This window comes from Ferrovibrio xuzhouensis (assembly GCF_042648965.1).
GTDB lineage: Bacteria > Pseudomonadota > Alphaproteobacteria > Ferrovibrionales > Ferrovibrionaceae > Ferrovibrio > Ferrovibrio xuzhouensis.
On record NZ_JBHRYJ010000002.1, the window covers coordinates 475,890 to 501,269 of the forward strand.

The following is a 25,380-nucleotide window of genomic DNA, read 5'->3' on the forward strand; positions in this document are numbered from 1 at the left end:
TGGGGGGCTGCGAGTCAACTGCCGGGCTTGGCCGGGGCGGGGGCGGGCGCTAGTCTTGATCCTATGGAGTCCACACCGAACCCCGCCGCCCAGCCGGCTCCGGTCTTCGTCGCCGAGCTGAAGCCGCACCGCTCGCTGGGGCCGCGCGGCTTTGCCATCCTGATGGCGGTGGTGGCCGGGGTGAATTTTGCCGCCGGCGCGCTGTTCTGGGCCAAGGGCGCCTGGCCGGTGTTCGGCTTCTGCGGCCTCGACGTGGCGGCCGTCTTCCTCGCCTTCCGCTACAATTACCGCCAGGCCCGGGCCCGCGAGTATCTCAGTCTCGACGGCGAGGCGCTGACCGTGCGGCGGATCGACATGAAGGGCCGCGAGCGTGTCTGGCGGTTGCAGCCCTACTGGCTGCGGATTGAATGCGACATGGAGGATGATGCCTCCCGCCTGCGGCTGTGGAGCCATGGCCGCGTGCTGTCGGTCGGCGATTTCCTCAGCCCGCAGGAACGCCGCAGGCTCGCCGATGCGTTGCGCGACGCCCTGTGGCGCTGGCGCCAGCCGACGGATGCCGGTCTGCGCCCGCTCGACCGGGTCTGATCAGCGCTAGCCTTTCGCCAGCCCCAGCACGTCGTTCATGTCGTAAAGCCCCGGCGCCTTGCCATGGGCCCACAGTGCCGCGCGCACCGCGCCGCGGGCGAAGATGCTGCGGTCGGTGGCCTTGTGGCTGAGCTCGATGCGTTCGTTGTCGGCGGCAAAGACTACCGTATGCTCGCCGGCGACATTGCCGCCGCGCAGCGACGCAAAACCGATATGGCCGGCCTTGCGCGCACCGGTGATGCCGTCGCGGCCGCGGTCGGCGACAGCGTCGAGCTTCACGCCGCGCCCCTTCGCCGCCTGTTCGCCCAGCAGGATGGCGGTGCCGGACGGGGCATCGACCTTCATGCGGTGATGCATCTCGACGATCTCGATGTCCCAGTCCTCGCCGAGCGCCGCTGCCACCTGGCGGGTCAGGCCGGCCAGGATGTTGACGCCGAGGCTCATGTTGAAGCTCTGCACGATGGCACAGCTTTTGGCCGCCGCATGCAGCGCCTCGAAATGCTCATGCTCCAGTCCGGTGGTGCCGACCACATAGGCGGTGCCGCTGTTCGCCGCCAGCGTGGCATGGGTGGCGAGCGTTTCCGGCACGCTGAAATCGAGCACGGCATCGACGGCGCCGAACAGGGCGGCGGCATCGTCGGTGACCTTCAGCCCGGTGGCGCCGCTGCCGATCAGCAGGCCCGGGTCCTGGCCCAGATGCGGCGAGCCAGGCCGCTCGGTGCCACCGCCGAGGGCGGCGCCTTCGGTGGCGGCGACGGCGCGCGCCATGGCGAAGCCCATGCGGCCGCCGATGCCGAGGATGCCGATGCGGGTTGCGGACATGATTGGATCTCCGGGCGGATAGATGACGAGCAAAATGGCGAGCACTCTAGCAGCGCCGCAGCAAACCGTCATCCCGGACTGGGCGGATGGAAAGAAGCCGGTGCGGGGCCTTACTCGGCCTTGCCGGCCAGCATTTCCTTGACCTTGGCGAAGAAGCCCGAGCTTTCCGGGCTCGATTCTTCATCTTCAAGGGTGGCGAATTCCTCGAGCAGTTCGCGCTGGCGCTTGTTCAGCTTCACCGGCGTCTCGACCATCACCTGGATGTAGAGATCGCCATGGCCGGAGCCGAAGCCGGACTGCTGCAGCGAGGGCATGCCCTTGCCGCGCAGGCGGAACTGCTTGCCGGTCTGGCTGCCGCCGGGGATGGTGACGCGGGCCTTGCCGCCGTCCAGCGTCGGCACCTCGATCTGGCCGCCGAGTGCGGCCGTGGTCATCGATACCGGCACCCGGCAATGCAGATTCTGGCCGTCGCGGCGAAACAGCCGGTGCGGCTGCACGCTCAGGAAAACATAGAGGTCGCCGGCCTGGCCGCCGCGGATGCCGGCTTCGCCCTCGCCGGCCAGCCGGATGCGGTTGCCCTCGTCGACGCCGGGCGGAATGTCGACTTCCAGCGTCTTTTCGTTATGCACGCGGCCGGCGCCACCGCAGGCCTTGCACGGTTTCTCGATCACCCGGCCGGCACCGCCGCAGGTCGGGCAGGTCCGCTCGATGGTGAAAAAGCCCTGCTGGGCGCGCACCTTGCCGTGGCCCTTGCAGGTCGGGCAGGCGATCGGCTGCTGGCCGGCCTCGGCGCCCGAGCCGTCGCAGGCTTCGCAGGCGATCGAAGTCGGCACGCGGATCTTGGCATTCTTGCCGCGATAGCAGTCTTCCAGCGTGATTTCGAGATTGTAACGCAGGTCCGAGCCGCGATTGGCGTTGCCGCGCCCGCCGGGGCCGCCGCGCCCACCCATGAACTCGCCGAACAGGTCGTCGAAGATGTCGGAAAACGATGTGAAATCGAAACCGGCGCCGCCCGGACCACCGGGACCGCGGCCGCCCTCGAAGGCAGCATGGCCGTACTGGTCGTAGGCCGCGCGCTTCTGGTCGTCCTTCAGGACGTCATAGGCCTCGCTGAGTTCCTTGAACCGGGCTTCGGCTTCCTTGTCGCCCGGATTGCGGTCCGGGTGAAACTGCATGGCGAGCTTGCGGTAAGCTTTTTTCAGCTCTTCCGCGCCGGTGCCGCGTTGCACGCCGAGGATCTCGTAATAGTCGCGTTTGGTCGACATCAGCGGGACTTCCTGTCCGAAGCAGAACCGGGCGCCGCTGGATGGCGGCGCCCGGCTGGTCGGGTTGTCGGCTTACGACTTCTTCTTGTCGTCTTTCACTTCCTCGAAGTCGGCATCGACGATGCCGTCATCCTTGGCGCCACCCTGAGCACCGGCGGCCTGCTCGCCGCCGGCCTCGCCGGCCGGCTGTTCGCCCGCCGCCTCGCCCTGGGCCTTGTACAGCGCCTCGCCGAGCTTCATCGCCGTCTGGCTGAGCGCCTGGCTCTTGGCCTTGATGGCCTCGGTATCGCCGGCCTCGATCGCCGTCTTCAGGTCGGCGATGCCGGCTTCGACCGCGGTCTTGTCCGCCGCCGGAGCCTTGTCGCCGAGATCGGCGATGGTCTTCTCGGTGGCGTGGATCAGGGCCTCGGCCTGGTTTTTCACCTCGGCCGACTCACGGCGCTTCTTGTCCTCGGTGGCATGCGCCTCGGCTTCCTGCACCATCTTCTTGATGTCGTCTTCCGACAGACCACCCGAAGCCTGGATGCGGATCTGCTGCTCCTTGCCGGTGCCCTTGTCCTTGGCCGAGACATGCACGATGCCGTTGGCGTCGATGTCGAAGGTGACCTCGACCTGCGGCACGCCGCGCGGCGCCGGCGGGATGCCGACCAGATCGAACTGGCCGAGCAGCTTGTTGTCGGCGGCCATCTCGCGTTCGCCCTGGAAGACCCGGATCGTCACTGCGCCCTGGTTGTCCTCGGCGGTGGAGAAGACCTGGCTCTTCTTGGTCGGGATCGTGGTGTTGCGCTCGATCAGCTTGGTGAACACGCCGCCCAGCGTCTCGATGCCGAGGCTCAGCGGAGTGACGTCGAGCAGCAGCACGTCCTTGACGTCGCCCTGCAGCACGCCGGCCTGGATGGCGGCACCGATGGCCACGACCTCATCGGGGTTGACGCCCTTGTGCGGCTCGCGGCCGAACAGGTTCTTCACCACCTCGATGACCTTGGGCATGCGGGTCATGCCGCCGACCAGAACCACCTCGTCGATGTCGCCGGCCGACAGGCTGGCATCCTTGAGCGCCTTCTTGCAGGGCTCGACGGTGCGCTGGATCAGGTCATCGACCAGGGCTTCCAGCTTGGCACGGGTCAGCTTCATCACCAGATGCTTCGGACCCGAGGCATCTGCGGTGATGAACGGCAGGTTGATCTCGGTCTGCGTCGAGGACGACAGCTCGATCTTCGCCTTCTCGGCGGCTTCCTTCAGGCGCTGCAGCGCCAGCCGGTCGCTGCGCAGGTCGATGCCCTGTTCCTTCTTGAACTCGGTGGCGAAATAATCGACCAGGCGCAGGTCGAAGTCCTCGCCGCCGAGGAAGGTGTCGCCGTTGGTCGAACGCACCTCGAAGACGCCGTCGCCGATCTCGAGGATCGAGATGTCGAAGGTGCCGCCGCCAAGGTCATAGACGGCGATCTTCTTGCCGTCGCTGGTCTTGTCGAGGCCGTAGGCGAGCGCCGCCGCGGTCGGCTCGTTGATGATGCGCAGCACTTCAAGGCCGGCGATGCGGCCGGCGTCTTTGGTCGCCTGGCGCTGGGCGTCGTTGAAGTAGGCCGGCACGGTGATCACCGCCTGGGTGACCGTCTCGCCGAGGAAGCTCTCGGCGGTTTCCTTCATCTTCTGCAGGATGAAGGCCGAAACCTGGCTCGGGCTGTATTTCTTGTCCTGCACCTCGACCCAGGCATCGCCGTTGTCGCCCTTGGCCACCTTGTAGGGGACCATCTCGGTGAAGCGGCGGGTCGCATCGTCGCTATAGGCGCGGCCGATCAGGCGCTTCACGGCGAACAGCGTGTTCTCCGGGTTGGTGACCGCCTGGCGCTTGGCCGGCTGGCCGACGAGGCGTTCGCCGTCCTTGGTGAAGGCGACCATCGACGGGGTGGTGCGGGCACCCTCGGCGTTCTCGACCACCTTGGGGGTTTTGCCATCCATGATGGCGATACAGGAATTGGTGGTACCGAGGTCGATGCCAATGACTTTGGCCATGTGGTCTCACTCCTTTTTGCGGCGGTCCGGGGCGGCCTTGTCGGCCAAGCACCGCGCGGGACCCCTGTTTCATACTGTCGCGGGGTATGTAAGTGGGCGCCGGCCGTCCCGCAACGGGTGTGGCGAAAAAATGTCCCGGAAAATGCCCCGAAACGCCGCTTTCCGGCGACTCGGGCCCGGCCCGGCCGGGATTGTCGGGGCCAAGCGAATCCAACAGCTTGCCGCCGGCCTCCGGCTCTGGACAGCGCAAGGCCATGCCCCACATGGTGAGGCATGGCCGATCCTTTCCCGCCTGACGGCTTTCGCCAGTATCCCGGCCTGCTCGACCACACGGCGCAGCAGGCGCTGGCGGCGGCCGTGCTGGCGCTGCTGGACGAGGCGCCGGCCTATCACGCCACCATGCCGAAAAGCGGCCGACCGATGAGCGTCGCCATGAGCAATGCCGGGCGGCTCGGCTGGTATTCCGACCGGGACGGCGGCTACCGTTATGTTGAACGCCACCCGCAGACCGGCCGGCCCTGGCCGGCGATCCCGGCGGCGGCGCTCGGCATCTGGCGGCAGGTGGCGGGCTGGCCGGACGAGCCGGAATGCTGCCTGATCAACCTCTATCGCGACGGGGCGAAAATGGGCCTGCACCAGGATCGCGACGAGGCGGAGCTGGCCGCCCCGGTGGTGTCGATCTCGCTGGGTGACGAGGCGGTGTTCCGGCTCGGCGGCACACTGCGTGGCGGGCCGACCCGGTCTCTGAAACTGGCGTCTGGCGGCGTGCTGGTGCTGGGCGGCGCGGCGCGGCTGGCTTTCCACGGCATCGACCGGGTGCTGGGCGGTTCCAGCCGTCTGCTGCCCGGTGGCGGCCGGATCAATCTGACATTGCGGCGGGTGACTCGGCTATAGCGGCAACCACCGTCCCGGCAGCCGGTGGCGGCGGGAAATGGGCCCGGACCGTGGTGCCGCGGCCGGGGGCGCTGTCCAGCTCGAAACTGCCGCCATGCAGTTCGACCAGCGACTTGACCAGCGGCAGGCCTAGTCCGGTGCCTTCGTATTTGCGGGTCAGGTCATTCTCGACCTGGCCGAACGGCGCCAGCACCACCGGGATGTTTTCCGGCGCGATGCCGATGCCGGTATCGCTGACCCAGATGCGGAAACCGCCATCAGCCTGCCCGGCGGCCCCGACCTCGACCGTGCCGCCATTGGCGGTGAACTTGATGGCATTGGACACCAGATTGAGCAGGATCTGGCGCAGGGCCTGGCGGTCGACGAAACCTTCAAAGAGGTCCGGATCGGCCGCCATGTTGAGATGCACGCCGCGACCGATGGCGCGTTCGCGGAAGATGCGCAGGCTGGTCTCCAGCACCTCGACGGGATCGATCACCTCCGGCTGGATGCGCCAGGAGCCGCTTTCGATCTTCGACATGTCGAGGATGTTGTTGATCAGGCTGAGCAGATGCTGGCCGCTGGAGAGAATGTCGTCGACATATTCGGTATAGCGGGCATTGCCGATCGGCCCCAGCATCTCCTTGCGGATCACCTCGGCGAACCCGATGATGGCATTCAGCGGCGTGCGCAGCTCATGGCTCATGTTGGCGAGGAAGCGGGTCTTGCTCAAAGACGCCTCTTCGGCGGCCTGGCGGGCGCGTTCCAGCGCGCGGTTGCGCCGTTCGCTGCGCGCCATGCCGAGTTGCAGCAGCAGCAGCGCGGTGCCAACGCCGTAATATATGCCGGCGCGGGTGACGATGAAGCCGCGCAGCAGGGCGGCCTGGTGTTCGTCGGCGATCAGGCTTTCCAGCTTGTCGACACTGATCGAGGATTCGACGATCAGCGGGTTGCGGTCCATCAACTCGGCGACCGGCTTGCGGGCAAACAGGGCGCGGCCGAAATCGCGCGACAGGTGGGTGATCAGGTCATAGCGGTTGATCAGGCCGACCGGCCGGCCGTCGTGGCCGACCACGGCAATGGCGCCGAGGTCGGGATCGGCCTGGAAGCGGCGGTCGACATCCTCGCAGCGCATGGTTGGCGGCACCGAAGGCAGTGGCACCGCCACTGTCCCGATGGTCTCGAGTATTTCAGAACCGATCATGTCCACCGCGGATCCCCGTCGCCCTCAGCAGGCTGATTACCGAGGCAGACTATCGGGGTCCGTGGTTGCAGATTTTTGACAAAGGCGGATGTCAGCCGGATTTGTCGGGCTATCCGGGGTTTTCACACGTTTGCCGGGTCAGCCCTGCAGGGCAGTCTCGGCTTGCGGGTTCAGAGTCCGGATGACCCCGGTCAGGACCTCATAGGAGTGCAGCCGGGCCCTGTGATCGTGGATGGCGGAGGCCACCATGATCTCGTCGGCGCCGGTCTGGGCAATAAAGCGCTCGAGGCCGCGGCGCACGGTGTCGGCACTGCCGACGAAGGAACAGGCCAGCATCGCCGAGGCACGGGCCTTCTCGACCGGCGACCAGTAGGTCTCGATGTCATCGATCGGCCGGGGCAGCAGGCCGCGGGTGCCGCGCTGCATGTTGGTGAAGGCCTGCTGCGCCGAAGTGAACAGCCGGCGCGCCTCGTCGTCGGTATCGGCGGCGATCACGTTGACGCCGACCATGGCGTGCGGTTTGGCCAGCTGTCCGGAGGGCTCGAAGCGGCTGCGATAGGTCTCCAGCGCCGGCATCAGCGCCTCGGGGGCGAAATGCGAGGCGAAGGCATAGGGCAGGCCGAGAATGGCGGCGAGCTGGGCGCCGAACAGGCTGGAGCCGAGAATCCACAGCGGCACGTTCGAGCCGCCGCCAGGCACCGCGCGCAGGCGCTGGCCGGGTTCGATCGGGGCGAGCAGGGCCTGCAGCTCCTGCACGTCGCGGGGGAAGGTATCGGCCGCCTCAGGGTCGCGGCGTAGCGCCCGCAGGGTCATCTGGTCGGTGCCGGGCGCGCGACCCAGGCCCAGATCGATGCGGCCGGGATACAGTGCTTCCAGCGTGCCGAACTGCTCGGCGATCACCAGCGGCGAATGGTTGGGCAGCATGATACCGCCGGCGCCGACGCGCATGTACTTGGTGCCGCCGGCGACATGGCCGATCACCACCGCGGTGGCGGCGCTGGCGATGCCGATCATGTTGTGGTGTTCGGCCAGCCAGTAGCGGTTGTAGCCCCAGTCCTCGGCATGGCGGGCGAGATCGAGGGTGTTGCGCAGGGCATCGCGCGGCGTGAAGCCGTCCGGCACGGGCGCGAGATCGAGAACGGAAAACAGCGGCACGGCAAACCTCCGGCGGTCACTGCGCCGACACCGGCGCCCACGGGCACTGCGCCGACACCGGCGCCTCTCGCAAGCCGGCGGCGGGCCAAGCTCACGCCAGCAAGCTAACGCGGCCGGCGCGCCGTTCAACCCCGGGCAGGTTGAGCGGGGGGATCAGGCCTGGGTATTGACCGCGGCGCCGGGCTGCAGCTCGTCCTGCGGGCCGCCCTTGGAGACGCCGACCATGGCGGCACGCAGCAGGCGGCCGTGCTGGACGTAGCCGGCCGCCACCACCTGCACGACGGTGCCCGACGGCACTGTGGGATCTTCGATCTCGAACATCGCCTGGTGCAGGTTGGGGTCGAATTTCTGGCCCTTCGGCTCGACGCGGGCAATGCCATGGCGCTCGAATACGCTCAGCAGCTCGCGCTCGGTCGCCTCGACGCCGGAGATCACCGCGGCTTCCGGGCTGCCCTCGGCGTGCTTCGGCGCGTTGTCGAGCGCGCGGCGCAGGTTGTCGGCCACGGTGAGGATGTCGCGGGCGAATTTGCCGGACGCATACTTGGCGGCGTCTTCCTTCTCGCGCTCCAGCCGCTTGCGCAGGTTCTCGCCCTCGGCGGCGGTGCGCAGGATGCGGTCTTTCAGCTCGGCGATCTCGGCCTGGGCGGCGGCCAGCGCGGCGGCGGCAGCCTCCGGCCCGGTCGCTCCCGACGTACTCTGGGCGGCGCTCTCGGGCGCCTCGGCCGGGGTCGCGGGGTTCTGGGTTTCGTTCTGTGTCATCGTATCCTCGTTGCGTCCTGCATATACGGATCGAGGCCGGAAATTGAAAGGGGTAGGGCGAAAAACCGGGCTTCTGCGGGCTGATTACGGCGTCAGCCGAGCAGGCGGCCGACCACCTGGGCGGTGAAATCCACCATGGGGACGACCCGGGCGTAGTTCATCCGGGTCGGGCCGATCACCCCGATGGCGCCGACGATGCGCTGCTGCTGGTTCTGCAGCGGGGCAACGATCAGCGAACAGCCGGCGCGACGGAACAGGGTGTTCTCCGAGCCGATGAAAATGCGGACGCCCTCGCTGCCCTGGGTCAACTCGATCAGCCGCAGCATCTCCTCGGTATTCTCGAGTTCCTCCATCAGGTCGCGGATGCGCTCGAGGTCGGCCAGTGCCGAGACGTCGTCCAGCAGGCTGGCGCTGTTGCGCACGATCAGCGTGCCGCGGCCCGGCTCGCCGCCCCAGATCGCCAGGCCCGCCTCGACGATGCCGGCGGCCAGCTGGTCGACCTCGGCGCGCCGAGCGGTCAGTTCGTGCAGGATCTCGTCGCGCGCCTCGGCCATGGTGCGGCCGGCCAGGCGTTGCGACAGGAACTGTCCGGCCTCGGCCAGCGCCGAGCCGGTCATGCCCATTGGCATGTCCAGCATGCGGTTCTCGACCTGGCCGGATTCCGAGACCAGCACGACGAGCGCGCGGCCCGGGGCCACGGGGACGAATTCCACATGGCGCAAGGGGGCGTCGACCTTCGGTGCCACCACCAGCCCGGCATGGCCCGACAGGCCCGAGAGGACGGCGGTCGCCTGGGTCAGCACTTCCTGGAAACCGGTGCCCGAGGCGGCGCAGCGCGTCTCGATCGACGTGCGCTCCTCGCCGGTCAGGTCGCCGACCTGCAGCAGGCCGTCGACGAACAGCCTGAGCCCGGTTTCGGTCGGCAGCCGGCCGGCTGAGGTATGCGGCGCATAGAGCAGCCCGGCGTCTTCGAGATCGGCCATGGTGTTGCGGATGCTGGCCGGCGACAGCCGGTTTTCGAGTTTCTTCGACAGCAGGCGCGAACCGACCGGCTCGCCGGTGGTCATATAGGTCTCGACCACCAGGCGCAGGATGTCGCGGCTGCGCTGGCTCATTTCCTGGATCATGGCTTCCACAATTAAGAAGGGGACCGGCTGTCGTCAATGACGTCCGGGCGCCGGGCCGCCGGACAGGCCACCCCCGGAGAAATCCCGGTTCCTGTGGCATCGCTCACAGAATGCCACATCGGCGGCCAGACCGGCGGGAATAAAACCGGGCGCCCGGGTGTCTTTCCCACGAACCGCCCCGGCATTCGCCGCGGGGGTCGCTGCATCAGGAACAGACATCATGCGCAGAACTTTCCTTTCCGCCTTCGCCCTTGCCGCCGGTTTCGCCATGACCGGCCCGGCTTTCGCCCATGCCCGTCTGGAACGGGCCGTCCCCGACGGCAAGGCCACCCTTGCCCTCACGCTGGACAGCCTGAAGCTGTTTTTCTCCGAGGGGCTCGTCATCGCGCTGAGCGGGGTAAAGGTCACCGATGCCGGCCAGCACCCGGTCCAGACCGGCACGCCCGTTCTCGCCGCCTGCGACGACCGGGAGATGATCGTCCCGCTGCCGGCCAGCCTGCCGGTCGGCAAATACACCGTGCTGTGGCATGCCGTGGCCAGCGATGGCCATCGCGCCGAGGGCAGTTACACCTTCGCGGTCAGCCATTGATCGCGCCGCAGCCCCTGCTGGTTGCCGCCCGCCTGGCCTGCGACGCGGCGGCAAGCTTTCTCTTCGGCGCCGGCCTGTTCTTTGTGGCGGTCGCGCCGGGGCAGGTCGGCGGTGTGGCGGCGGCGCGGCTGCGTTGGCCGATGCTGGCTGCCGTCCTGCTTGCGGTTGCCGCCCTGCTGGCCTGGCTCGTCGCGGAGGCGGCGAGCGCCGGCGGCGGCTGGTCCGCCGTCGATCCGGCCCTGCTGCGGGTTCTGCTGCTGGCCACGCCGATCGGACGGGCCTGGCTGGTCCGTGCGGGGCTGGCCCTGCTGACGGCGGGTGCGGTTGTGATGGCGGCCAGACCGGCCGTGGCCACCGCACTGGCCGGCGGCCTGCTGGCCAGCGTCGCGCTCGGCGGCCATGCGGTGATGCATGACGGCTGGCTCGGCGACCTTCACATGACCAACGACGCGGTGCATGTGCTGGCCGGCGCGGCCTGGGCGGGCGGGCTGGTGCCGCTTGTGCTCTGCCTCGGCCGCTGTGCCGATCGCACATTGCTCGCGCCGGCGCGGCAGATGCTGCTGCGCTTTTCCGTCATGGGGCAGGTCGCGGTCGCGCTGGTCGTCGCCACCGGCCTGGCCAATACGCTGCTTGTCTTTGGCGGTTGGCCGCAGCGCTGGGCCACCGCCTATCAGCTGCTGCTGGCGCTGAAGATCCTGCTGGTGCTCGGCATGATCGGACTGGCGCTGCGCAACCGCTCGGCCTTCCGCAACCGTTTCGGCGGCGATGCGCTCGCTACCCTGCGGTCGATCCGGCGCGCCGCCTGCGGCGAACTGGCCCTGGCGGCCGGCGTACTGATGCTGGTTGCCGTTTTCGGCACGTTGTCACCGCAATAGGAGACCGACCCATGACCAGCCCTCACGGTGCCGTGTTTTTGGATTCTAAAATGACTGCTCTAAAATCCGGACCCGCCTCGCAGACGCCGGTTCCGCCGGCTGCGCGCCTCCTCCGGATCAGAGAGACAGCGGAATGCTTCCGTCAGCGCCCCCGCCACTCCCGTCGTCTTCCGCCCTTGCCGTCTGGACGGCCCGCGCGGGCGCGCTCTGCTATGCCGCCTGGGGCCTGTTCCACTGCAAGGTGGCCTACGACATCATGCAGCTCGGCGAAGGCCACGAGGGCATCGCGCAGGGCCGGCTGTTCCAGCTCGCCGCCTACATGCTCACCATCTCGCTGTTCATCATCGTCGTGGCGCTCTGGCGCAACTGGCGCAACGACCGGCTCGGCTACTGGCTCAGCCTCTGCGTCGCCGGCTGGGCCGACGGCATCTGGATCACCGTGGTGGTGCTGCCGGGCTATGTCGGTTTCGCGCGCGGCTTCATCCCGCCGGCGATCTTCCTGGCGGGGGCCATCCTCACCACCATCGCCCGGCGCCGGCAGGCGCACGGCCGCGCAGCTATGTAACGGGCCGGCCGGCCTCGTTGCGTGGGGGCGGCGATGACTGGTCCCGTCGCCCTGTGGTGCCGGCTGGGCGCTGGCCTGCTGGCGGGTGCCATCGCAATCGGACTCAACACCGTCGCCCTGAAACTGGCCGATTATGTTCCGCTGGCGACGGCCCATGGCGGCCTGCTGCGGCTGGTCTCGCTCTGGATCGGGCCGGTGTTGCAGCAGACCGGAATCGCGGCGTTATGGTTGGCGCTCGGCGGTCCGCCGGCCAACACGCCGCCGTTCCAGACCGGCTTCCATCTCGCCGTCGGCCTCGCCATGGCGGTGGTCTATGTCGTGGCCATCGAGCCGGTTCTGCCGCGGCCGGCCTGGCTGAAGGGCGCGATCTATGCAGCCGGTGTCTGGCTGCTGAATGCCGTTGTCGTGCTGCCTCTGACGGGCGAGGGCTTTGCCGGCAGCGCCCATCTGACGCCTGCCGGCATGCTCTGGTACGCCGCGGCGCACACGCTGTTCTTCATGACACTGGCACTGCTGTTCGCGCGGTTCTCGCCCCGGCCGCCGCGCCCGATATCGCGGGGCGGCGCCGGGGAGGTGTTCACCGGCTGAGGAAACTGCGGATTTCCGCGGCGATTTCCGCGGCGTGGGTTTCGAGCGCGAAATGCCCGGTCTCGAAGAAGCGCACCACCGCGGCAGGGATGTCGCGCCTGAAGGCCTCGGCGCCGGCCGGCAGGAAGAAGGGATCGTTCCTGCCCCAGACTGCGAGGAAAGGCGGTTTGTGGGTGCGGAAATATGTCTGGAAGGCCGGATACAGCGCGACGTTGCTCTTGTAGTCGCCGAACAGGTCGAGCTGCACGTCAGCCATGCCCGGCCGCGCCAGATAGAAATTGTCCAGCGAATGGCCGTCCGGCGATGCCGCCGTCGCATCGGGGACACCATGCGTGTATTGCCAGACGGTCGTCTCGGGCTTGAGGAACGCGCGCAGGGCCTCGCGGTTGGCCGGCGTGGCGTCCTGCCAGTAGGCCCGGATCGGATTCCAGCTGTCGCTCAGGCCTTCCTCATAGGCATTGCCGTTCTGCGAAATGATGGCCGTGATCCGCTCGGGGTGTTTCACGGCCAGCCTGAAGCCGGTCGGTGCGCCGTAGTCGAACACATAGAGGGCATAGCGGTCGAAACCGATGACCTCGGTGAAGCGGTCGACGGCCTCCGCGATGCGGTCGAAGGTGACCATGCCATCCGGCGTGCCGGACTGGCCGAAGCCCGGCAGGTCGGGGGCGACGATATGGAAGCGGTCGGCCAGCAGCGGAATGAGGTCGCGGAACATATGGCCGGCGCTGGGGAAGCCGTGCAGCAGCAGCAACTTCGGGGCGCCGGGGGTGCCGGCCTCGCGATAGAAGATGCTGAGGCTGTCCACGGTGGCGGTCTGGTATCGGATGGCGGTCATGGGTCTGGTCCTTGGGGGTAAGTAACCTGTCTGAATTGCGATAGAAGGTTATGCATAGTGCAAGTAACCTGTCAATAGAATTTTTAGAGGTTACTGTAATTTTTCACCCAACTCGACTGTGCCTGACCAAGGTGGCCACCATTAATTCGCTGTTATCCGGTTAATACACGTCACTATGTGCGATGGACAGGATGCAATCCTGCAGTCCACCGCCACATCTACGGCGGTATGAGAGACGGACAGGTTATGGGCAATAACTTGTAATATATCATTATGAAGGTTATATATCGGACAGGCGGGCTGCTGCCGAAGGATGTCGCGGCCGGAACAGGAGTTGTGATGGACAGTCATTCCCCGGCCCTTTTCGTCGGCGATGCGCTCGGGCTGGATTTCCTCAATTCGGTGGCAACGCCGCAGGACACCACGATCGACTGGATCGACGACGGCGAAGGGCTGCTGCGCTGGCTGGATCAGGCACGGCTCGTCCCGGCCTCCGCTCTCGACGCCATTCGCGCCCAGGCGCTGCCCGGCGAACTCGACAAGGTCGCGGACCGGGCCCGAAGCCTGCGGGAATGGTTCCGGGGCTTCGTGCAGACGCATCGGGGCCGCCCGCTGGCGCTGGACACTCTGGATGCGCTGGAGCCGCTGAACCGTCTGCTGGAGCGCGACGAAGCCTTCAGCCAGATCGTGCAGACGCAAGACGGCGGCAGTGCCTCGCTCGAGGTCCGGGCCCTGCGCCGCTGGCGCTCGCCGGAAGCTTTGCTGCTGCCAGTCGGCGAAGCGCTGGCGCGCTTTGTCTGCACGGAGGACTTCACGCAGGTTAAGGCCTGCGAGGGACCCGCCTGCACATTGCTGTTCGCCGACCATACGCGCGGCCATGCGCGGCGCTGGTGCAGCATGGCGCTGTGCGGCAACCGGGCGAAGCAGGCGGCGCATCGCGAGCGGCGCAAGGCGCATCAGCATTAGGCTGCGGCCGGAAAGCAAAAAGCCCCGGAGGGGCTTTTTCATCGGTCTGATGTGTTCTGGAGAACCTGAGCGGTGCTCGCTCAGTAAGGCGGTTTCCGCAGATCGCGCTGTCGCTTTGCCGCTTCCGTCCACCAGGCGAGATCATCGGCGAAGCGCGGAAAGGCCCTTTCCAGCCGGGCCCCGGCTTCTCCTGTCGGCCGGCCGCTCTCGTCGAGGGCACCGAGGATGGGGCCAACCGTGATGGTGCTGGAGGTTACCACCATCCCCATCTCGGAGAGCGTGGCATGCCAGGCGACGTTGGCGCGCGCGCCGCCGATGGCGCCGGCGGAATATGAGAGCACCGCGGCAGGGCGCCAGAACCATTCTTCCAAGAAATGGTCGGTCAGGTTTTTCAGGCCCGGCTGAGGGCCCCAGTTGTATTCCCCGGTTACAAACACGAAGGCGTCCGCAGCAACAATCTTCCGGGCCAGAGCTTCCAGGCGATCCGGTGCGGTCCCCGGCGCATATTCCTTGTACATGCGATCGAGAATGGGAAGGTCGATCGCCTTGGCGTCGATCAGTTCGACATCGTTGCCGCGGGCCTGCAGCGTGGAAACCGTGTAGTTGGCCAGCCGGATGCCCGCGCGATCGGTGCGGTACGATCCGTAGAAGACAAGAATCCGGTCGGTCATATGCGCTCTCCCTATTGTCGGCGCGGCGATTATAGGCGATGCCGCGTCGGCCGCTCACCCGTCCGTCGCATGCCACGGTAAGCCTGCGGCCAACGCTGTCCGCTTCGGAATGTCCGGGATCAGAACAGCCGGTCGAGCCAGCCCTGCGGGCCGGACGTGCGGCCGAACTGGATGTCGGTCAGCGCTGCCTTGAGCCGTGTTGCCACCGGACCGGCCTCGCCATTGCCGATGACAAAACCATGCCGGCGGCCTTTCACATGGCCGATCGGTGCCACGACCGCAGCGGTGCCGCAGGCAAACGCCTCGCGCAGGCGCCCGCTCTGGGCATCGGCCTGCCACTGGTCGATGGCGTAGGGCTCCTCGCGCACGGTCAGGCCCATGCCGCGCGCCAGCGTGATCAGCGAATCGCGGGTGATGCCCGGCAGGATGGTGCCGGTCAGCGGCGGGGTCTGCAGCGCGCCGTCGTCGAAAACGAAGAAGACGTTCATGCCGCCGAGTTCCTCGACCCAGCGGCGTTCGACGGCGTCGAGGAACACCACCTGCTCGCAGCCCTCGCGCTCGCCCTCGGCCTGGGCAACCAGGCTGGCGGCATAGTTGCCGCCGCATTTCGCCGCGCCGGTGCCGCCGGGGGCCGCCCGGGTATAGTTTTCGGAGACCCAGAGCGTCACGCCCTTGGCGCCGCCCTTGAAATAGGACGCGACCGGCGAAGCGATGACGCAGAACAGATGCTCGGTTGCCGGCTTCGGCGGCAGCGCGACCTCGGTGCCGATCATGAAGGGGCGCAGGTAGAGCGAGGCGCCCTCGGCGGTCGGAATCCACGCGCGGTCGGTGCGCACCAGCGCGCGGACGGAGTCGGTGAACAGCTCTTCCGGCAGCAGCGGCATGGCCATGCGTTCGGCCGAAGCGCGGAAGCGGCGCGCATTGGCGTCCGGGCGAAACAGCGCGGCACCGCCATCGGGCAGCCGGTAGGCCTTGAGCCCCTCGAAAATCTCCAGCGCGTAATGCAGCGACAGGGTGGCCGGGTCGAGGGCGAGCGGCTGGCGCGGCTCCAGCCGCCAGTCATGCCAGCCGCGCTCCTTCGTATGGCGCAGGGTGATCATATGGTCGGTGAAAACGCGGCCGAAGGCGGGGTTCTGCAGCAGGGCGGTGCGCTCGGCCGCGGAGGCCGGCTGCGCGGTCTGCTGCATGTCCAGGGTCAGGTCGCTCATCAGGTCCTCCATACTCCGTCACCCATGCCGCGGCACCATTCCGGGCCGCCTGCATCTGTCCTATGCGCCAGCATGGCGGCGGGATCAACCCGCCCGGAAACAGGCACAGGCCGGCATCGGCGATGGCGGCCGGGCCTATCCGTATGGTCTGGAAGGGAGGATGTATTGGAAATTTGGAGCGGGCGAAGGGATTCGAACCCTCGACCCCAACCTTGGCAAGGTTGTGCTCTACCCCTGAGCTACGCCCGCTCGGCGTTTTGGCCGGAAACCCGGCACCGGCCTGGCAGACGGTCACGGCAGTGACGAGTCGGGGGTCCGGCCAACCGGAGGGTCCCCGGTTGCAGGCGCGCACTATACCCAGCCGCAAACCCGATGCAAGCGTCTTGTAAGACAAAATGATTTCGCCCGCCCGGTGGTCGCGGCCGGCTCCGGCGGCGGGGTTTCGGACCGGTATTCCCGGCGAATTTTCAGCGGCTTGGCGGAAAGGGCTTGCACCCTCCGGGGCGGTCCTGTATCTGGTGCGCCTCGCGCGGGCCCTGCCCGTGTTCTGCATGGGTCCCCATCGTCTAGAGGCCCAGGACGGCGCCCTCTCACGGCGCAAACCGGGGTTCGAATCCCCGTGGGGACGCCACTCAGTATCTGCCGGGCGATGCGGCCGCCGCATCATCCTTAACCCGACCCTCCACAGGACGCCCGCAGCCACAGGACAACCGCCGTGCATGTGATCGTTGTCGGCGCCGGCGTGGTCGGCATGACCACCGCCTGGTTCCTGCATCGGGCCGGCCACCGGGTCACGGTCATTGATGCCGCATCTGGCCCGGGCCTCGGCACCAGTCGCGCCAACGGCGCCCAGCTCAGCTACAGCTATGTCGCGCCGCTCGCCGCGCCCGAGGTGCTGCCGGCGCTGCCGAAATACCTCTTCGACCGCAACTCGCCGATGCGTTTCCGCCCGGCGCTCGATCCGGAACAGTGGCGCTGGGGCCTCGAATTCCTGCTCGCCTGCACGGCAGGCCGCGCGGCGGCGACTACCCGCGCGCTGCTGGCGCTCGCCTTCCACAGCCGTGCCCAGGTGCATGAGGCGGTGGCAGAGGGCGGCCTCGACTTCGCCTACAGCCGCACCGGCAAGCTGGTGGTCTATTCCGACGACGCCGGCCTCGAGGGCGCCAAACGCCAGATGGAGTTCCAGCGCACGCTCGGCTGCGAGCAGGAGGTGCTCGACCGCGCCGGCTGCCTCGCCATCGAGCCGGCAGTCGAACAGTTCGGCCCGCGCATCGTCGGCGGCATCTACACGCCGAGCGAAGAAGCCGGTGATTGCCACCTCTTCTGCATTGCCCTCGAAGGTAAGCTGAAGGCCGGCAACAATCCGGCGGAGTTCCGCTACGGCCTGCCGGCCGAGCGTCTGGTGCGCGATGGCAGCCGTATCCGCGGCGTTGCAACGCGTGACGGTATGATCGAAGGCGACGCGGTGGTGCTGGCTGCCGGCATGGGTGCGCGCCGGCTGGCTGCCGGGCTCGGTATCCGGCTGCCGATCTATCCGCTGAAAGGCTATAGCTTATCCTTGCAGGTGACCGATCCGGCGAAGGTGCCGCAGGTCAGCGTTACCGACAGCGACCGCAAGATCGTTTATGCCCGGCTCGGGAATATGCTGCGCGCCGCCGGCGTCGCCGACCTGGTCGGCGAGGACCTCACGCTTGATCCGGCCCGGCTCGGCCAGGTCGAGCGCGAGACGCGGGAGGCCTTCGGCGCCGGCGTCGATTTTTCCGATCCGCAGCCCTGGTGCGGCCTGCGCCCGGCGACGCCGACCGGCTTGCCGATCCTTGGCCGCACGCGCTACGACAACCTGCTGCTCAACTGCGGCCATGGTGCGCTCGGCTTCACCTTGTCGATGGGGGCGGCGCAGCTCGTCGCCGACCTGCTCGACAACCGGCCGACGGCGATTCCGCTCGATCCCTATAGTCTGTAGGGCGCTGCCTCAGGCGACGAAGACGTATTCGCCCGGCGCGGCGCTGAGCGCCGGATAGCCGGCGGCGGCATTACCCAGCGGCGGCGGCGGCACCATGCCGTCCGAATGCGCCGCCAGCCAGTCGGCCCAGGCCGGCCACCACGATCCCGTCTGCGTCGGCGTTTCCGCCAGCCAGCGGTCGGGATCGATATAGGCGTCGTGCTCGTCGTGATGGGCAAGCCGGTACTGACGATGCGGATGCCCCGGTTCGCTGACGATACCGGCATTGTGGCCACCCGAGGTCAGTACGAAGGTCACGTTGGTATCGGTCAGCCGCATGATCTTGAAGACCGAATGCCAGGGTGCGACATGGTCGTGCTCGGTGCCGACGGCGAAGACCGGCAGACGCAGATCGGTCAGGGCGATGGGCCGGCCGTCGACCCTGAAGCGGCCCTCGGCGAGATCGTTGTCGAGGAACAGCCGGCGCAGGTATTCGCTGTGCATGCGATAGGGCATCCGGGTCTGGTCGGCATTCCAGGCCATCAGGTCGTTCATTGGTGGCCGCTCGCCGGCGATATAGTCCTTCATGATGCGCGACCATATCAGGTCGTTGGAGCGCAGGATCTGGAAGGCGCCGGCCATCTGCTTGGTGTCGAGGAAACCCTGTTCCCACATCATGTCTTCGAGGAAAGTGACCTGGTTCTCGTCGATGAACAGGGTCAGTTCCCCGGCTTCCGAAAAATCGGTTTGCGCTGCCAGCATTGTCATGCTGGCCAGTCGGTCGTCGCCGTCACGCGCCATGGCCGCGGCGGTCACCGACAGCAGGGTGCCGCCGAGGCAGTAGCCGGTGGCGTGGATCTTCTGTTGCGGACAGATCGCCGAGACGGCATCCAGCGCTGCCATCACGCCGAGCCGCCGGTAATCGTCGAAACCGACATCGCGATCGCCATAATCGGGATTCTTCCACGAGATCATGAAGACGGTATGGCCGCGGTCGACCAAGTATTTTACCAGCGAGTTCTGTGCCGAAAGATCGAGGATGTAGTATTTCATGATCCAGGCCGGCACGATCAGGATCGGCTCGGCCTGCACTTTGTCGGTGGTCGGCGCGTACTGGATCAGCTCGATCAGGCTGTTGCGCAGCACGACCTTGCCCGGCGTGACGGCGAGCGTCTCGCCGACGCGGAAATCCTCGCTGCCGGCCGGCGGTCGGCCGAGCAGGCTGCGCTGCGCATCCTCGATGAAATTGCCGAGGCCGCGCACCAGGTTCATGCCGTGCTCGTTGATCGTCTGCTGCAGCGCGACCGGGTTGAGCAGCAGGTTGTTGCTGGGCGAGAAGATGTCGAGGATCTGCCGGGTGGTGAATTCCACCACGGCCTGGTGATGCGGCGCGACGCCGCGCACGCCGGTGGTGGCGTTATGCCACCATTGCTGGGTCAGCAGGAACGACTGGTAGATCAGGTTGAAGGGCGGACTCTGCCAGGCCGGGTCGCTGAACCGCCGGTCCTGTTCCAGCGGCGCGATACAGGCGCCGTCATGGCCGCCCTGTGCCGCGCAATGCGCGGCATAGAGGCCGAAACGGGTCATCTTGCGATGCGCCTTGCGCAGTAATTCGAGCTGCTTGCCCGGCGCCATGGCCAGATGCATGCCCCAGTCGAGATAGGCCGACGGCAGGGCCAGCGGCGAAACGCCGGCGGTCAGCCGCGCCATCGCCGCGTTGACCATGCGGTCGAGCGGCAGGGCGACAGGATCGGGCAGGTCGGCCGCCGGCCGGGACATCACAAGCGGCACCGCCGGCGGTCTGGTGGGCCGGGGCATGGGCAGGATGCTGGCGGGTGTCTGGGCCACGGCGGGCTCCGTTCTGACTGGGATGCTGCCACAATGCCGCGATTTTCCCGGCATCGCCTTGAGCGAGGTCAAGAGGATGGCTGCAAACCCGACCGCGACGGGCCGGATTGCAGTATAATTACCAGAGGATGAGATTCCCGTATGACGGGAGACCTGCCATGAACCAGACGACACGCCTCCGCCCGCCAGCTGTCAGCGGGCTGTTCTATCCGGCCGATGCCGCCACCCTGGCGGCGCAGATCGACGCCATGCTGGCCGAGGCCGCGCGACTGCGTCCCGGTCTTGCCGCGCTGGCGGCGCCCAAGGCGCTGATCGTGCCCCATGCCGGCTACATCTATTCCGGCCCTGTCGCGGCTGCCGGCTATGCGCGGCTGGCGGCCCATGCCAGACAATACCGCCGCGTCGTGCTGCTCGGCCCGGCGCACCGCCATGGCTTTCGCGGCCTTGCGCTGCCGCAGGCCACGGCCTTTGCCACGCCACTGGGTGACGTGCCGCTCGATACGGCGGCGATGGCGCAGATCGCCGGCCTGCCCGGCGTCAGCGTGCTGCCCGAAGCCCATGCCGACGAACATGCGCTCGAAGTACAACTGCCCTTCCTGCAGCGTCTGCTTAGCGATGTCACCCTGGTGCCGCTGGTGGTCGGCATGGCCTCGCCCGGGCAGGTGGCGGCGGTACTGCAGGCACTCTGGGGCGGACCGGAGACGCTGATCGTCATCTCCTCGGACCTCAGTCATTTCCATGCTTACGCCGATGCGCAGGCGTTTGACCGTGCCACTGCGGCGGCGATCGAACGGGCCGATGTCGACACCGTGGCGAATGCGGGCAATACCGAAGGCGCCTGCGGCCGCCATGCCATCGCCGGACTGCTGGCCGCATCGGCCGGCGATGCTCTCGCCGCGATGCGGTTCGACCTGCGCACATCCGGCGATACGGCCGGGCCGCGCGACCGCGTGGTCGGCTATGGCGCCTGGGATTTCACCGCCGGCGGCATGGCGCAACTGACTGAGGCTGAGCGCGACCATCTCATCGCCATCGCGCGCCACGCCATCGCGACGGCACTCGGGCTTGCCGCGCAAACGCTGCTGGTGCCGGTCCCGGCGGCCCTGCAGACCTGGCGGCCGTGTTTCGTCTCGCTGTATGGCAGCGACGGAGATTTGCGTGGCTGCATCGGTTCGCTGGCAGCCGAACGCCCGCTGGCCGAAGAGGCCGCGCGCATCGCCGCCGATGCCGCCTTCCGCGATCCGCGCTTCGCGCCACTGTCAGCGGCGGAGTTCGCGAGGCTCAGGCTGGAAATATCCGTGCTCACGCCGCTGCTGCCGCTGCCGGCGGCCAGCCGGGCCGAGCTGCTGGCGGCGCTGGTGCCTGGCCGTGACGGCCTGCTGCTGCGTGCCGGCCGCCATCACGCGACCTTCCTGCCCCAGGTCTGGGACAAGCTGCCGGCACCGGAGGACTTCCTCGACGCCCTGCTGCACAAGGGCAGTTTTCCGGCGGGACCATGGCCCGCCGGCCTGCAGGCCTGGCGCTATCGGGTGGAGGAGATCGCCGAGGCGGCGTAACGCCTCAGTCGGCGGCTTCTGCCTCGGCCGGCATGTCTACCGGCACGCCCGGCTCGTTCTTCGAGCAGCGGATGGTCAGTGCCGTCTTCACATGGGCGACATTGGCCAGTGCGGTCAGTTCGCGGGTCAGGAAGGTCTGATAGGCATCCCAGTCGCGGGCGACGATTTTCAGGATGAAATCATTCTCGCCGGCCAGCATGTGGCATTCGCGCACCTGGGCCCAGCCGGTCACGGTATGCTCGAAGGCGATCAGGTCCTGCTCGGCCTGGCTGTTCAGCCCGACCATGGCAAACACGGTGACGCCGTAGCCGAGCTGCTGCGGGTTGAGTTCGGCGTGGTAGCCGCGGATATAACCGGCCTCTTCAAGGGCGCGGACGCGCCGCAGGCAGGGCGGGGCGGAGATGCCGACCCGCTGGGCGAGTTCGACATTGGTCATGCGCCCGTCGGCCTGCAGGTCGGTGAGGATCTTGCGGTCGATCAGGTCGAGCTTGACGCGTTGCATGGAAAATTTCTTTCTATGGCGGAATGCGCGCAATATTATTATAAATACCGGTGTGATTCCAAGGGTCAGAGATTATAAAATTTCGTGGGTGCCCGTGGCCGTTGTTTGGCCTGAGGCAATTCCAAGCGCGTGGCACCGATGGTAAAGCTGTCACCTCAGGCGCTGCCGGGCGGGGGCTATCGGGGCGCAGATCTTAACAAAGCGACCCGGTCGGAACGCGTATGGCGCTGAAAATCGATACCTTTACCAATGCCGATGCCAAGGGCGGCTGGCGTCCGGGCAACAATTTCGGCGGCCACAGCCTGTTCAAGGCGCTGGGCCACCCGAAAGTGGCCGATCCCGGCCGCCGGCTGGTTGCCGGGCTGGCCGGGTTCCGCCGGCTCGCGGTCTACGACCCGGAGGCGCAGGACGCCGCCGACCATCTCGACTCCTTCTTCCCGGTGCCGCGCGACAATCTCGCCGGCGTTTTCGTCCAGCGCGTGGAAGACATCGGCCAGACCCGGCTCGGCCATGTCACCCAGCCGGTCACCGCGATCCGCGCTTTGGCCCCCGATGCCGTGCTGATCACTGCCTTTGATGCCGCCATCCACAAGGCACAGATCGCGCGCCTGCTGCCGCCGGATTGCCAGGTCTTCACGCTGGACGCGATGCGGCTGCCCGACGCGTGGCTCAGTAACCGAGGCCGCTATCTCGACCCGCTGAATTTCGCCACCAATTTCGCCCTGCTGCGCGACGAGGCCGGCAGCGACGGCGATGCCCTGCATACCAAGGTGGTCACCGCCAATTACTGGGCCGGTTACGGCGCCTCCGATCCGGCTCTGTGGCTGTGCCTGTTCGCGCCCGACGGCAGTGTGCTGGCGGAATGGGCCGAGCCGCTGAACAGCGAGGCCAGCGGACCGTTCCATGCCGTCGAGATCGACAGCCGTGCCGTGCGGCAGCGCTTCGGCCTGAGCGATTTCACCGGCTCGCTGTTCATCCACGCCATCCGCATCAAGGGGCATGACGTGGTGAAATATGCGATGGACTGTTTTTCCGACAGCGGCCGGCAGCTCTCCTGCACCCATGACGCCAATGCCTGGCCGGCCGATCTCTATGCCGGCGTGCCGGCGCCGAAGCCGGGCGAGCGCCTGACCCTGTGGGTGCAAAACAGCCATCCGGTGCCGATCCCCGCCGGTGGCATCGGCGTCAATCTGGTCGGCGCGCAGGATATCGCCTGGTGGGATGGCAGCGTGCCGCCGTTCGGTACCGTGGCGCTCGATCTCGGTCGCCTGCTGCCGCAGGCGACATTCCCCGATCAGATCGAAATCCAGGCCGGCCGCTATTTCGTGCGGCCGCGCTACGAGATCGTGCAGGCGGACGGCGACGCCGCGAACGGGGGACGGGCAGGCCGCCGCCGCATTGCGCACGCCAATGTCGAACGCATCGACCTCAAGCCCAACCCGGACCTGCCGAAACTCGGCGACCTGATCGGCAAGGGCTACATCATGCCGTTGCCGGTGCTGCCGCTCGACCAGTGGAAATCGGTGGCCCTGCCGACGCCGATGTCGACAGCGCAGCAGGAACTGCCGATCCGCGCGGTGCTGTATGACGCCGATGGCAGTATGGTTGCCGAGGAATACCTCGGCCGGCTGGCGCGCCGCGAGTCGCGGCCCTGTGACATCGATGCCTGGCTGGCGGCGGCGAAAACCCGGCTGCCGTCCGGCTACGGCCATATCGAATATGTCTATGATTTCCGTGACGGCGGCGAGGCCGACGGCTGGCTGCATGCGCTCGGCCTCTACGAGCAGCGCAGTTCCGGCCATTCGGCGGAGACCATCTTCGGCGCGCACATCTACAACATGCCGATCACCTACCGCGACGAGCCGCAATCCTACACGCACCGGCCACCGGGCCTGACCACCCGGCTGTTCCTGCGGCTGGGTGCGGCGCCGTTCGATGCGATCTGCCACCTGGTCTACCCGGCCTCGCTGCCGCGCGAGGCCTATGGGCAGGAGATGTCGCAGACCAGCCTGATCCTGTTCGACAGGCGGGCGCAGCAGCTGGCCGAACGGCCGCTGCCGATCCCCTATGGCGGATCGCGGTTTTTCCGGGCGTCAGAAGTATTTACCGCCGCCGAACGGCAGGCGGCCGGCGCCGGCGGTTGGGTCCAGGTCCGCGATTCGAGCTGCCGCCTGTTCGGCTTCCACGGGTTGCAGAATGGCGGCGAGAGCTTCTGCCTGGATCACATGTTCGGGTTCTGAACCGCGACTTTCGCCGGCGATGCCCTAGATAGGCTTGCGAGTCGGCGATACCGGTGTCACCGGACGGTCATGCAGGCGGCGGATAAAGCCGCGCCACAGGCCATTCGGGGTCTTGCTCTTGCGCCGGATTCAGCGCCTGTCATAATTGGAAAATATCTTGTTTTCGGGCCTGCATGCCCGCGGAGTGACGTCATCATGGCCACCACCCATCGTACCAAGGTCCTGATTCTCGGTTCCGGCCCGGCCGGCTGCACCGCGGCAATCTATGCGGCGCGCGCATCGCTGGAGCCGATCATGGTGCATGGCCTGCAGCCCGGCGGTCAGCTCACCATCACCACCGATGTCGAGAACTATCCCGGCTTCGCCGCAGTGATCCAGGGTCCCTGGCTGATGGAGCAGATGGAGGCGCAGGCCAAGCATGTCGGCACCACCATCATCAACGACTACATCGTCTCGGTCGACCTGTCGAAGCGGCCCTTCGTCGCCAAGGGCGATGGCGGCGACACCTATATCGGTGACAGCCTGATCATCGCCACCGGCGCGCAGGCGCGCTGGCTCGGCCTGCCGAGCGAGCAGGAATTCCAGGGTTTCGGCGTGTCGGCCTGCGCCACCTGTGACGGCTTCTTCTACCGCGGCAAGAAGGTGGTGGTGGTCGGTGGCGGCAATACCGCCGTGGAAGAGGCGCTGTACCTGACCAACCATGCCAGTGAGGTGGTGCTGGTGCATCGCCGCGACTCCCTGCGCGCCGAGAAAATCCTGCAGCAGCGCCTGTTCGCCCACCCGAAGATCAAGGTGATCTGGGATCATGCGATCGACGAGATCGTCGGCGACGGTGACCCGCGCGGGGTGACTGGCGTCAAGCTGAAGAACACCAGGACCGGCGCCATCGACGCGGAAATCCTGTCGACCGACGGCGTGTTCATTGCCATCGGCCATACGCCGAATACCAAGCTGTTCAAGGGTCAGTTGCCGCTGGATGCCGAGGGCTATATCACCACGCGGCCCGGCACCACGCAGACCACGGTCGCCGGCGTCTTCGCGGCCGGCGACGTGCAGGACAAGATTTACCGCCAGGCGGTGACGGCGGCCGGCACCGGCTGCATGTCGGCGCTGGAGGCCGAGAAGTTCCTGGCGCACCACGCCCAGCCGGCGGTCGAGGCGGCGGACTAATCTGACGACGCATCTGCGTCAT

General features: G+C 67.3%; 23 protein-coding genes and 2 tRNA genes. 12 read left to right on the forward strand and 13 right to left on the reverse strand.

Going from position 1 to position 25,380, the window contains the following annotated elements; all coding sequences use genetic code 11:
• The first annotated feature begins 63 nt into the window (after positions 1–63).
• A complete protein-coding gene (locus ACFOOQ_RS12385; RefSeq protein ID WP_379726790.1) occupies positions 64–585 on the forward strand; it encodes a DUF2244 domain-containing protein in 522 nt (173 codons plus the stop codon).
• Between the two features lie 6 nt (positions 586–591).
• Here ACFOOQ_RS12385 and dapB read toward each other — a convergent pair whose 3' ends face one another.
• The 3 genes from dapB to dnaK all read right to left on the reverse strand — a co-directional run bounded on the left by dapB (position 592) and on the right by dnaK (position 4,685).
• Positions 592–1,407, reverse strand: coding sequence for a 4-hydroxy-tetrahydrodipicolinate reductase (gene dapB / locus ACFOOQ_RS12390; protein ID WP_379726793.1), 816 nt, complete (start codon positions 1,405–1,407; stop codon positions 592–594).
• A 110-nt stretch (positions 1,408–1,517) separates the two neighbouring features.
• Entirely contained in the window at positions 1,518–2,672 is a 1,155-nt protein-coding gene (gene dnaJ / locus ACFOOQ_RS12395) for a molecular chaperone DnaJ (RefSeq protein WP_379726797.1), read from the reverse strand.
• Positions 2,673–2,744: 72 nt separating this feature from the next.
• Positions 2,745–4,685 (reverse strand): molecular chaperone DnaK, encoded by a 1,941-nt coding sequence (gene dnaK, locus ACFOOQ_RS12400; protein WP_379726800.1) that lies wholly within the window; start codon positions 4,683–4,685, stop codon positions 2,745–2,747.
• Between the two features lie 273 nt (positions 4,686–4,958).
• Here dnaK and ACFOOQ_RS12405 point away from each other — a divergent pair, with 273 nt between their 5' ends.
• Complete coding sequence (locus tag ACFOOQ_RS12405; protein ID WP_379726803.1) at positions 4,959–5,579, forward strand: alpha-ketoglutarate-dependent dioxygenase AlkB family protein; 621 nt, start codon at positions 4,959–4,961, stop codon at positions 5,577–5,579.
• Here the strand turns inward: ACFOOQ_RS12405 and ACFOOQ_RS12410 are convergent.
• The 4 genes from ACFOOQ_RS12410 to hrcA form a co-directional block, all read right to left on the reverse strand.
• Positions 5,545–6,762 carry an ATP-binding protein gene (locus ACFOOQ_RS12410; protein ID WP_379726806.1) on the reverse strand — a complete coding sequence of 406 codons (1,218 nt, stop codon included), beginning with the start codon at positions 6,760–6,762 and terminating at the stop codon, positions 5,545–5,547. The genes ACFOOQ_RS12405 and ACFOOQ_RS12410 overlap by 35 nt on opposite strands.
• Before the next feature lie 138 nt (positions 6,763–6,900).
• On the reverse strand, positions 6,901–7,917 hold the full coding sequence (locus ACFOOQ_RS12415) for an LLM class flavin-dependent oxidoreductase (protein ID WP_379726809.1): 1,017 nt from the start codon (positions 7,915–7,917) through the stop codon (positions 6,901–6,903).
• A gap of 153 nt (positions 7,918–8,070) precedes the next feature.
• The gene (gene grpE / locus ACFOOQ_RS12420; protein WP_379726812.1) at positions 8,071–8,676 is read right to left on the reverse strand and encodes a nucleotide exchange factor GrpE; all 606 of its coding nucleotides are present in this window, start codon (positions 8,674–8,676) and stop codon (positions 8,071–8,073) included.
• A gap of 92 nt (positions 8,677–8,768) precedes the next feature.
• A complete protein-coding gene (gene hrcA / locus ACFOOQ_RS12425) occupies positions 8,769–9,803 on the reverse strand; it encodes a heat-inducible transcriptional repressor HrcA (RefSeq protein WP_379726815.1) in 1,035 nt (344 codons plus the stop codon).
• A gap of 220 nt (positions 9,804–10,023) precedes the next feature.
• Here hrcA and copC point away from each other — a divergent pair, with 220 nt between their 5' ends.
• The 4 genes from copC to ACFOOQ_RS12445 all read left to right on the forward strand — a co-directional run bounded on the left by copC (position 10,024) and on the right by ACFOOQ_RS12445 (position 12,420).
• The gene (gene copC, locus ACFOOQ_RS12430; protein ID WP_379726818.1) at positions 10,024–10,392 is read left to right on the forward strand and encodes a copper homeostasis periplasmic binding protein CopC; all 369 of its coding nucleotides are present in this window, start codon (positions 10,024–10,026) and stop codon (positions 10,390–10,392) included.
• On the forward strand, positions 10,389–11,267 hold the full coding sequence (gene copD / locus ACFOOQ_RS12435) for a copper homeostasis membrane protein CopD (RefSeq protein WP_379726821.1): 879 nt from the start codon (positions 10,389–10,391) through the stop codon (positions 11,265–11,267). Before copC ends, copD begins: the two co-directional genes overlap by 4 nt.
• A 133-nt stretch (positions 11,268–11,400) precedes the next feature.
• The gene (locus ACFOOQ_RS12440) at positions 11,401–11,832 is read left to right on the forward strand and encodes a hypothetical protein (RefSeq protein WP_379726824.1); all 432 of its coding nucleotides are present in this window, start codon (positions 11,401–11,403) and stop codon (positions 11,830–11,832) included.
• A 33-nt stretch (positions 11,833–11,865) separates the two neighbouring features.
• On the forward strand, positions 11,866–12,420 hold the full coding sequence (locus tag ACFOOQ_RS12445; protein ID WP_379726827.1) for a hypothetical protein: 555 nt from the start codon (positions 11,866–11,868) through the stop codon (positions 12,418–12,420).
• Here ACFOOQ_RS12445 and ACFOOQ_RS12450 read toward each other — a convergent pair.
• Positions 12,410–13,255: an alpha/beta fold hydrolase gene (locus ACFOOQ_RS12450; RefSeq protein WP_379726830.1), complete on the reverse strand. Its 846-nt coding sequence runs from the start codon at positions 13,253–13,255 to the stop codon at positions 12,410–12,412. The two genes, ACFOOQ_RS12445 and ACFOOQ_RS12450, sit on opposite strands and share 11 nt — an antisense overlap.
• Positions 13,256–13,594: 339 nt before the next feature.
• On the opposite strand from ACFOOQ_RS12450, the gene ACFOOQ_RS12455 reads away from it, so the two are divergent.
• Positions 13,595–14,221 (forward strand): CGNR zinc finger domain-containing protein, encoded by a 627-nt coding sequence (locus ACFOOQ_RS12455; RefSeq protein ID WP_379726833.1) that lies wholly within the window; start codon positions 13,595–13,597, stop codon positions 14,219–14,221.
• Between the two features lie 80 nt (positions 14,222–14,301).
• Here ACFOOQ_RS12455 and ACFOOQ_RS12460 read toward each other — a convergent pair whose 3' ends face one another.
• The 3 genes from ACFOOQ_RS12460 to ACFOOQ_RS12470 all read right to left on the reverse strand — a co-directional run bounded on the left by ACFOOQ_RS12460 (position 14,302) and on the right by ACFOOQ_RS12470 (position 16,349).
• Positions 14,302–14,892, reverse strand: coding sequence for an NADPH-dependent FMN reductase (locus ACFOOQ_RS12460; RefSeq protein ID WP_379726836.1), 591 nt, complete (start codon positions 14,890–14,892; stop codon positions 14,302–14,304).
• A 119-nt stretch (positions 14,893–15,011) separates the two neighbouring features.
• Positions 15,012–16,100 (reverse strand): branched-chain amino acid aminotransferase, encoded by a 1,089-nt coding sequence (locus ACFOOQ_RS12465; protein ID WP_379726839.1) that lies wholly within the window; start codon positions 16,098–16,100, stop codon positions 15,012–15,014.
• Positions 16,101–16,274: 174 nt separating this feature from the next.
• Positions 16,275–16,349, reverse strand: a tRNA-Gly gene (locus ACFOOQ_RS12470).
• A gap of 306 nt (positions 16,350–16,655) precedes the next feature.
• On the opposite strand from ACFOOQ_RS12470, the gene ACFOOQ_RS12475 reads away from it, so the two are divergent.
• A tRNA-Glu gene (locus ACFOOQ_RS12475) sits at positions 16,656–16,731 on the forward strand.
• A gap of 84 nt (positions 16,732–16,815) precedes the next feature.
• The gene (locus tag ACFOOQ_RS12480; protein WP_379726842.1) at positions 16,816–18,063 is read left to right on the forward strand and encodes a D-amino acid dehydrogenase; all 1,248 of its coding nucleotides are present in this window, start codon (positions 16,816–16,818) and stop codon (positions 18,061–18,063) included.
• Between the two features lie 9 nt (positions 18,064–18,072).
• Here the strand turns inward: ACFOOQ_RS12480 and ACFOOQ_RS12485 are convergent, their stop codons facing one another.
• Entirely contained in the window at positions 18,073–19,890 is a 1,818-nt protein-coding gene (locus ACFOOQ_RS12485; protein ID WP_449265807.1) for a PHA/PHB synthase family protein, read from the reverse strand.
• Between the two features lie 158 nt (positions 19,891–20,048).
• Here ACFOOQ_RS12485 and amrB point away from each other — a divergent pair, with 158 nt between their 5' ends.
• Positions 20,049–21,446 carry an AmmeMemoRadiSam system protein B gene (gene amrB, locus ACFOOQ_RS12490; RefSeq protein ID WP_379726845.1) on the forward strand — a complete coding sequence of 466 codons (1,398 nt, stop codon included), beginning with the start codon at positions 20,049–20,051 and terminating at the stop codon, positions 21,444–21,446.
• 4 nt (positions 21,447–21,450) lie between these two features.
• On the opposite strand, the gene ACFOOQ_RS12495 is transcribed toward amrB, so the two are convergent.
• Positions 21,451–21,948 carry an Lrp/AsnC family transcriptional regulator gene (locus tag ACFOOQ_RS12495; RefSeq protein WP_379726848.1) on the reverse strand — a complete coding sequence of 166 codons (498 nt, stop codon included), beginning with the start codon at positions 21,946–21,948 and terminating at the stop codon, positions 21,451–21,453.
• Positions 21,949–22,169: 221 nt separating this feature from the next.
• Between ACFOOQ_RS12495 and ACFOOQ_RS12500 the strand changes: the two genes are divergently transcribed.
• Both ACFOOQ_RS12500 and trxB read left to right on the forward strand, forming a co-directional pair.
• Positions 22,170–24,188: a hypothetical protein gene (locus ACFOOQ_RS12500; protein ID WP_379726851.1), complete on the forward strand. Its 2,019-nt coding sequence runs from the start codon at positions 22,170–22,172 to the stop codon at positions 24,186–24,188.
• Positions 24,189–24,383: 195 nt separating this feature from the next.
• Positions 24,384–25,358, forward strand: a complete 975-nt coding sequence (gene trxB, locus ACFOOQ_RS12505; RefSeq protein ID WP_379726854.1) for a thioredoxin-disulfide reductase — start codon at positions 24,384–24,386, stop codon at positions 25,356–25,358.
• Positions 25,359–25,380: the final 22 nt, after the last annotated feature.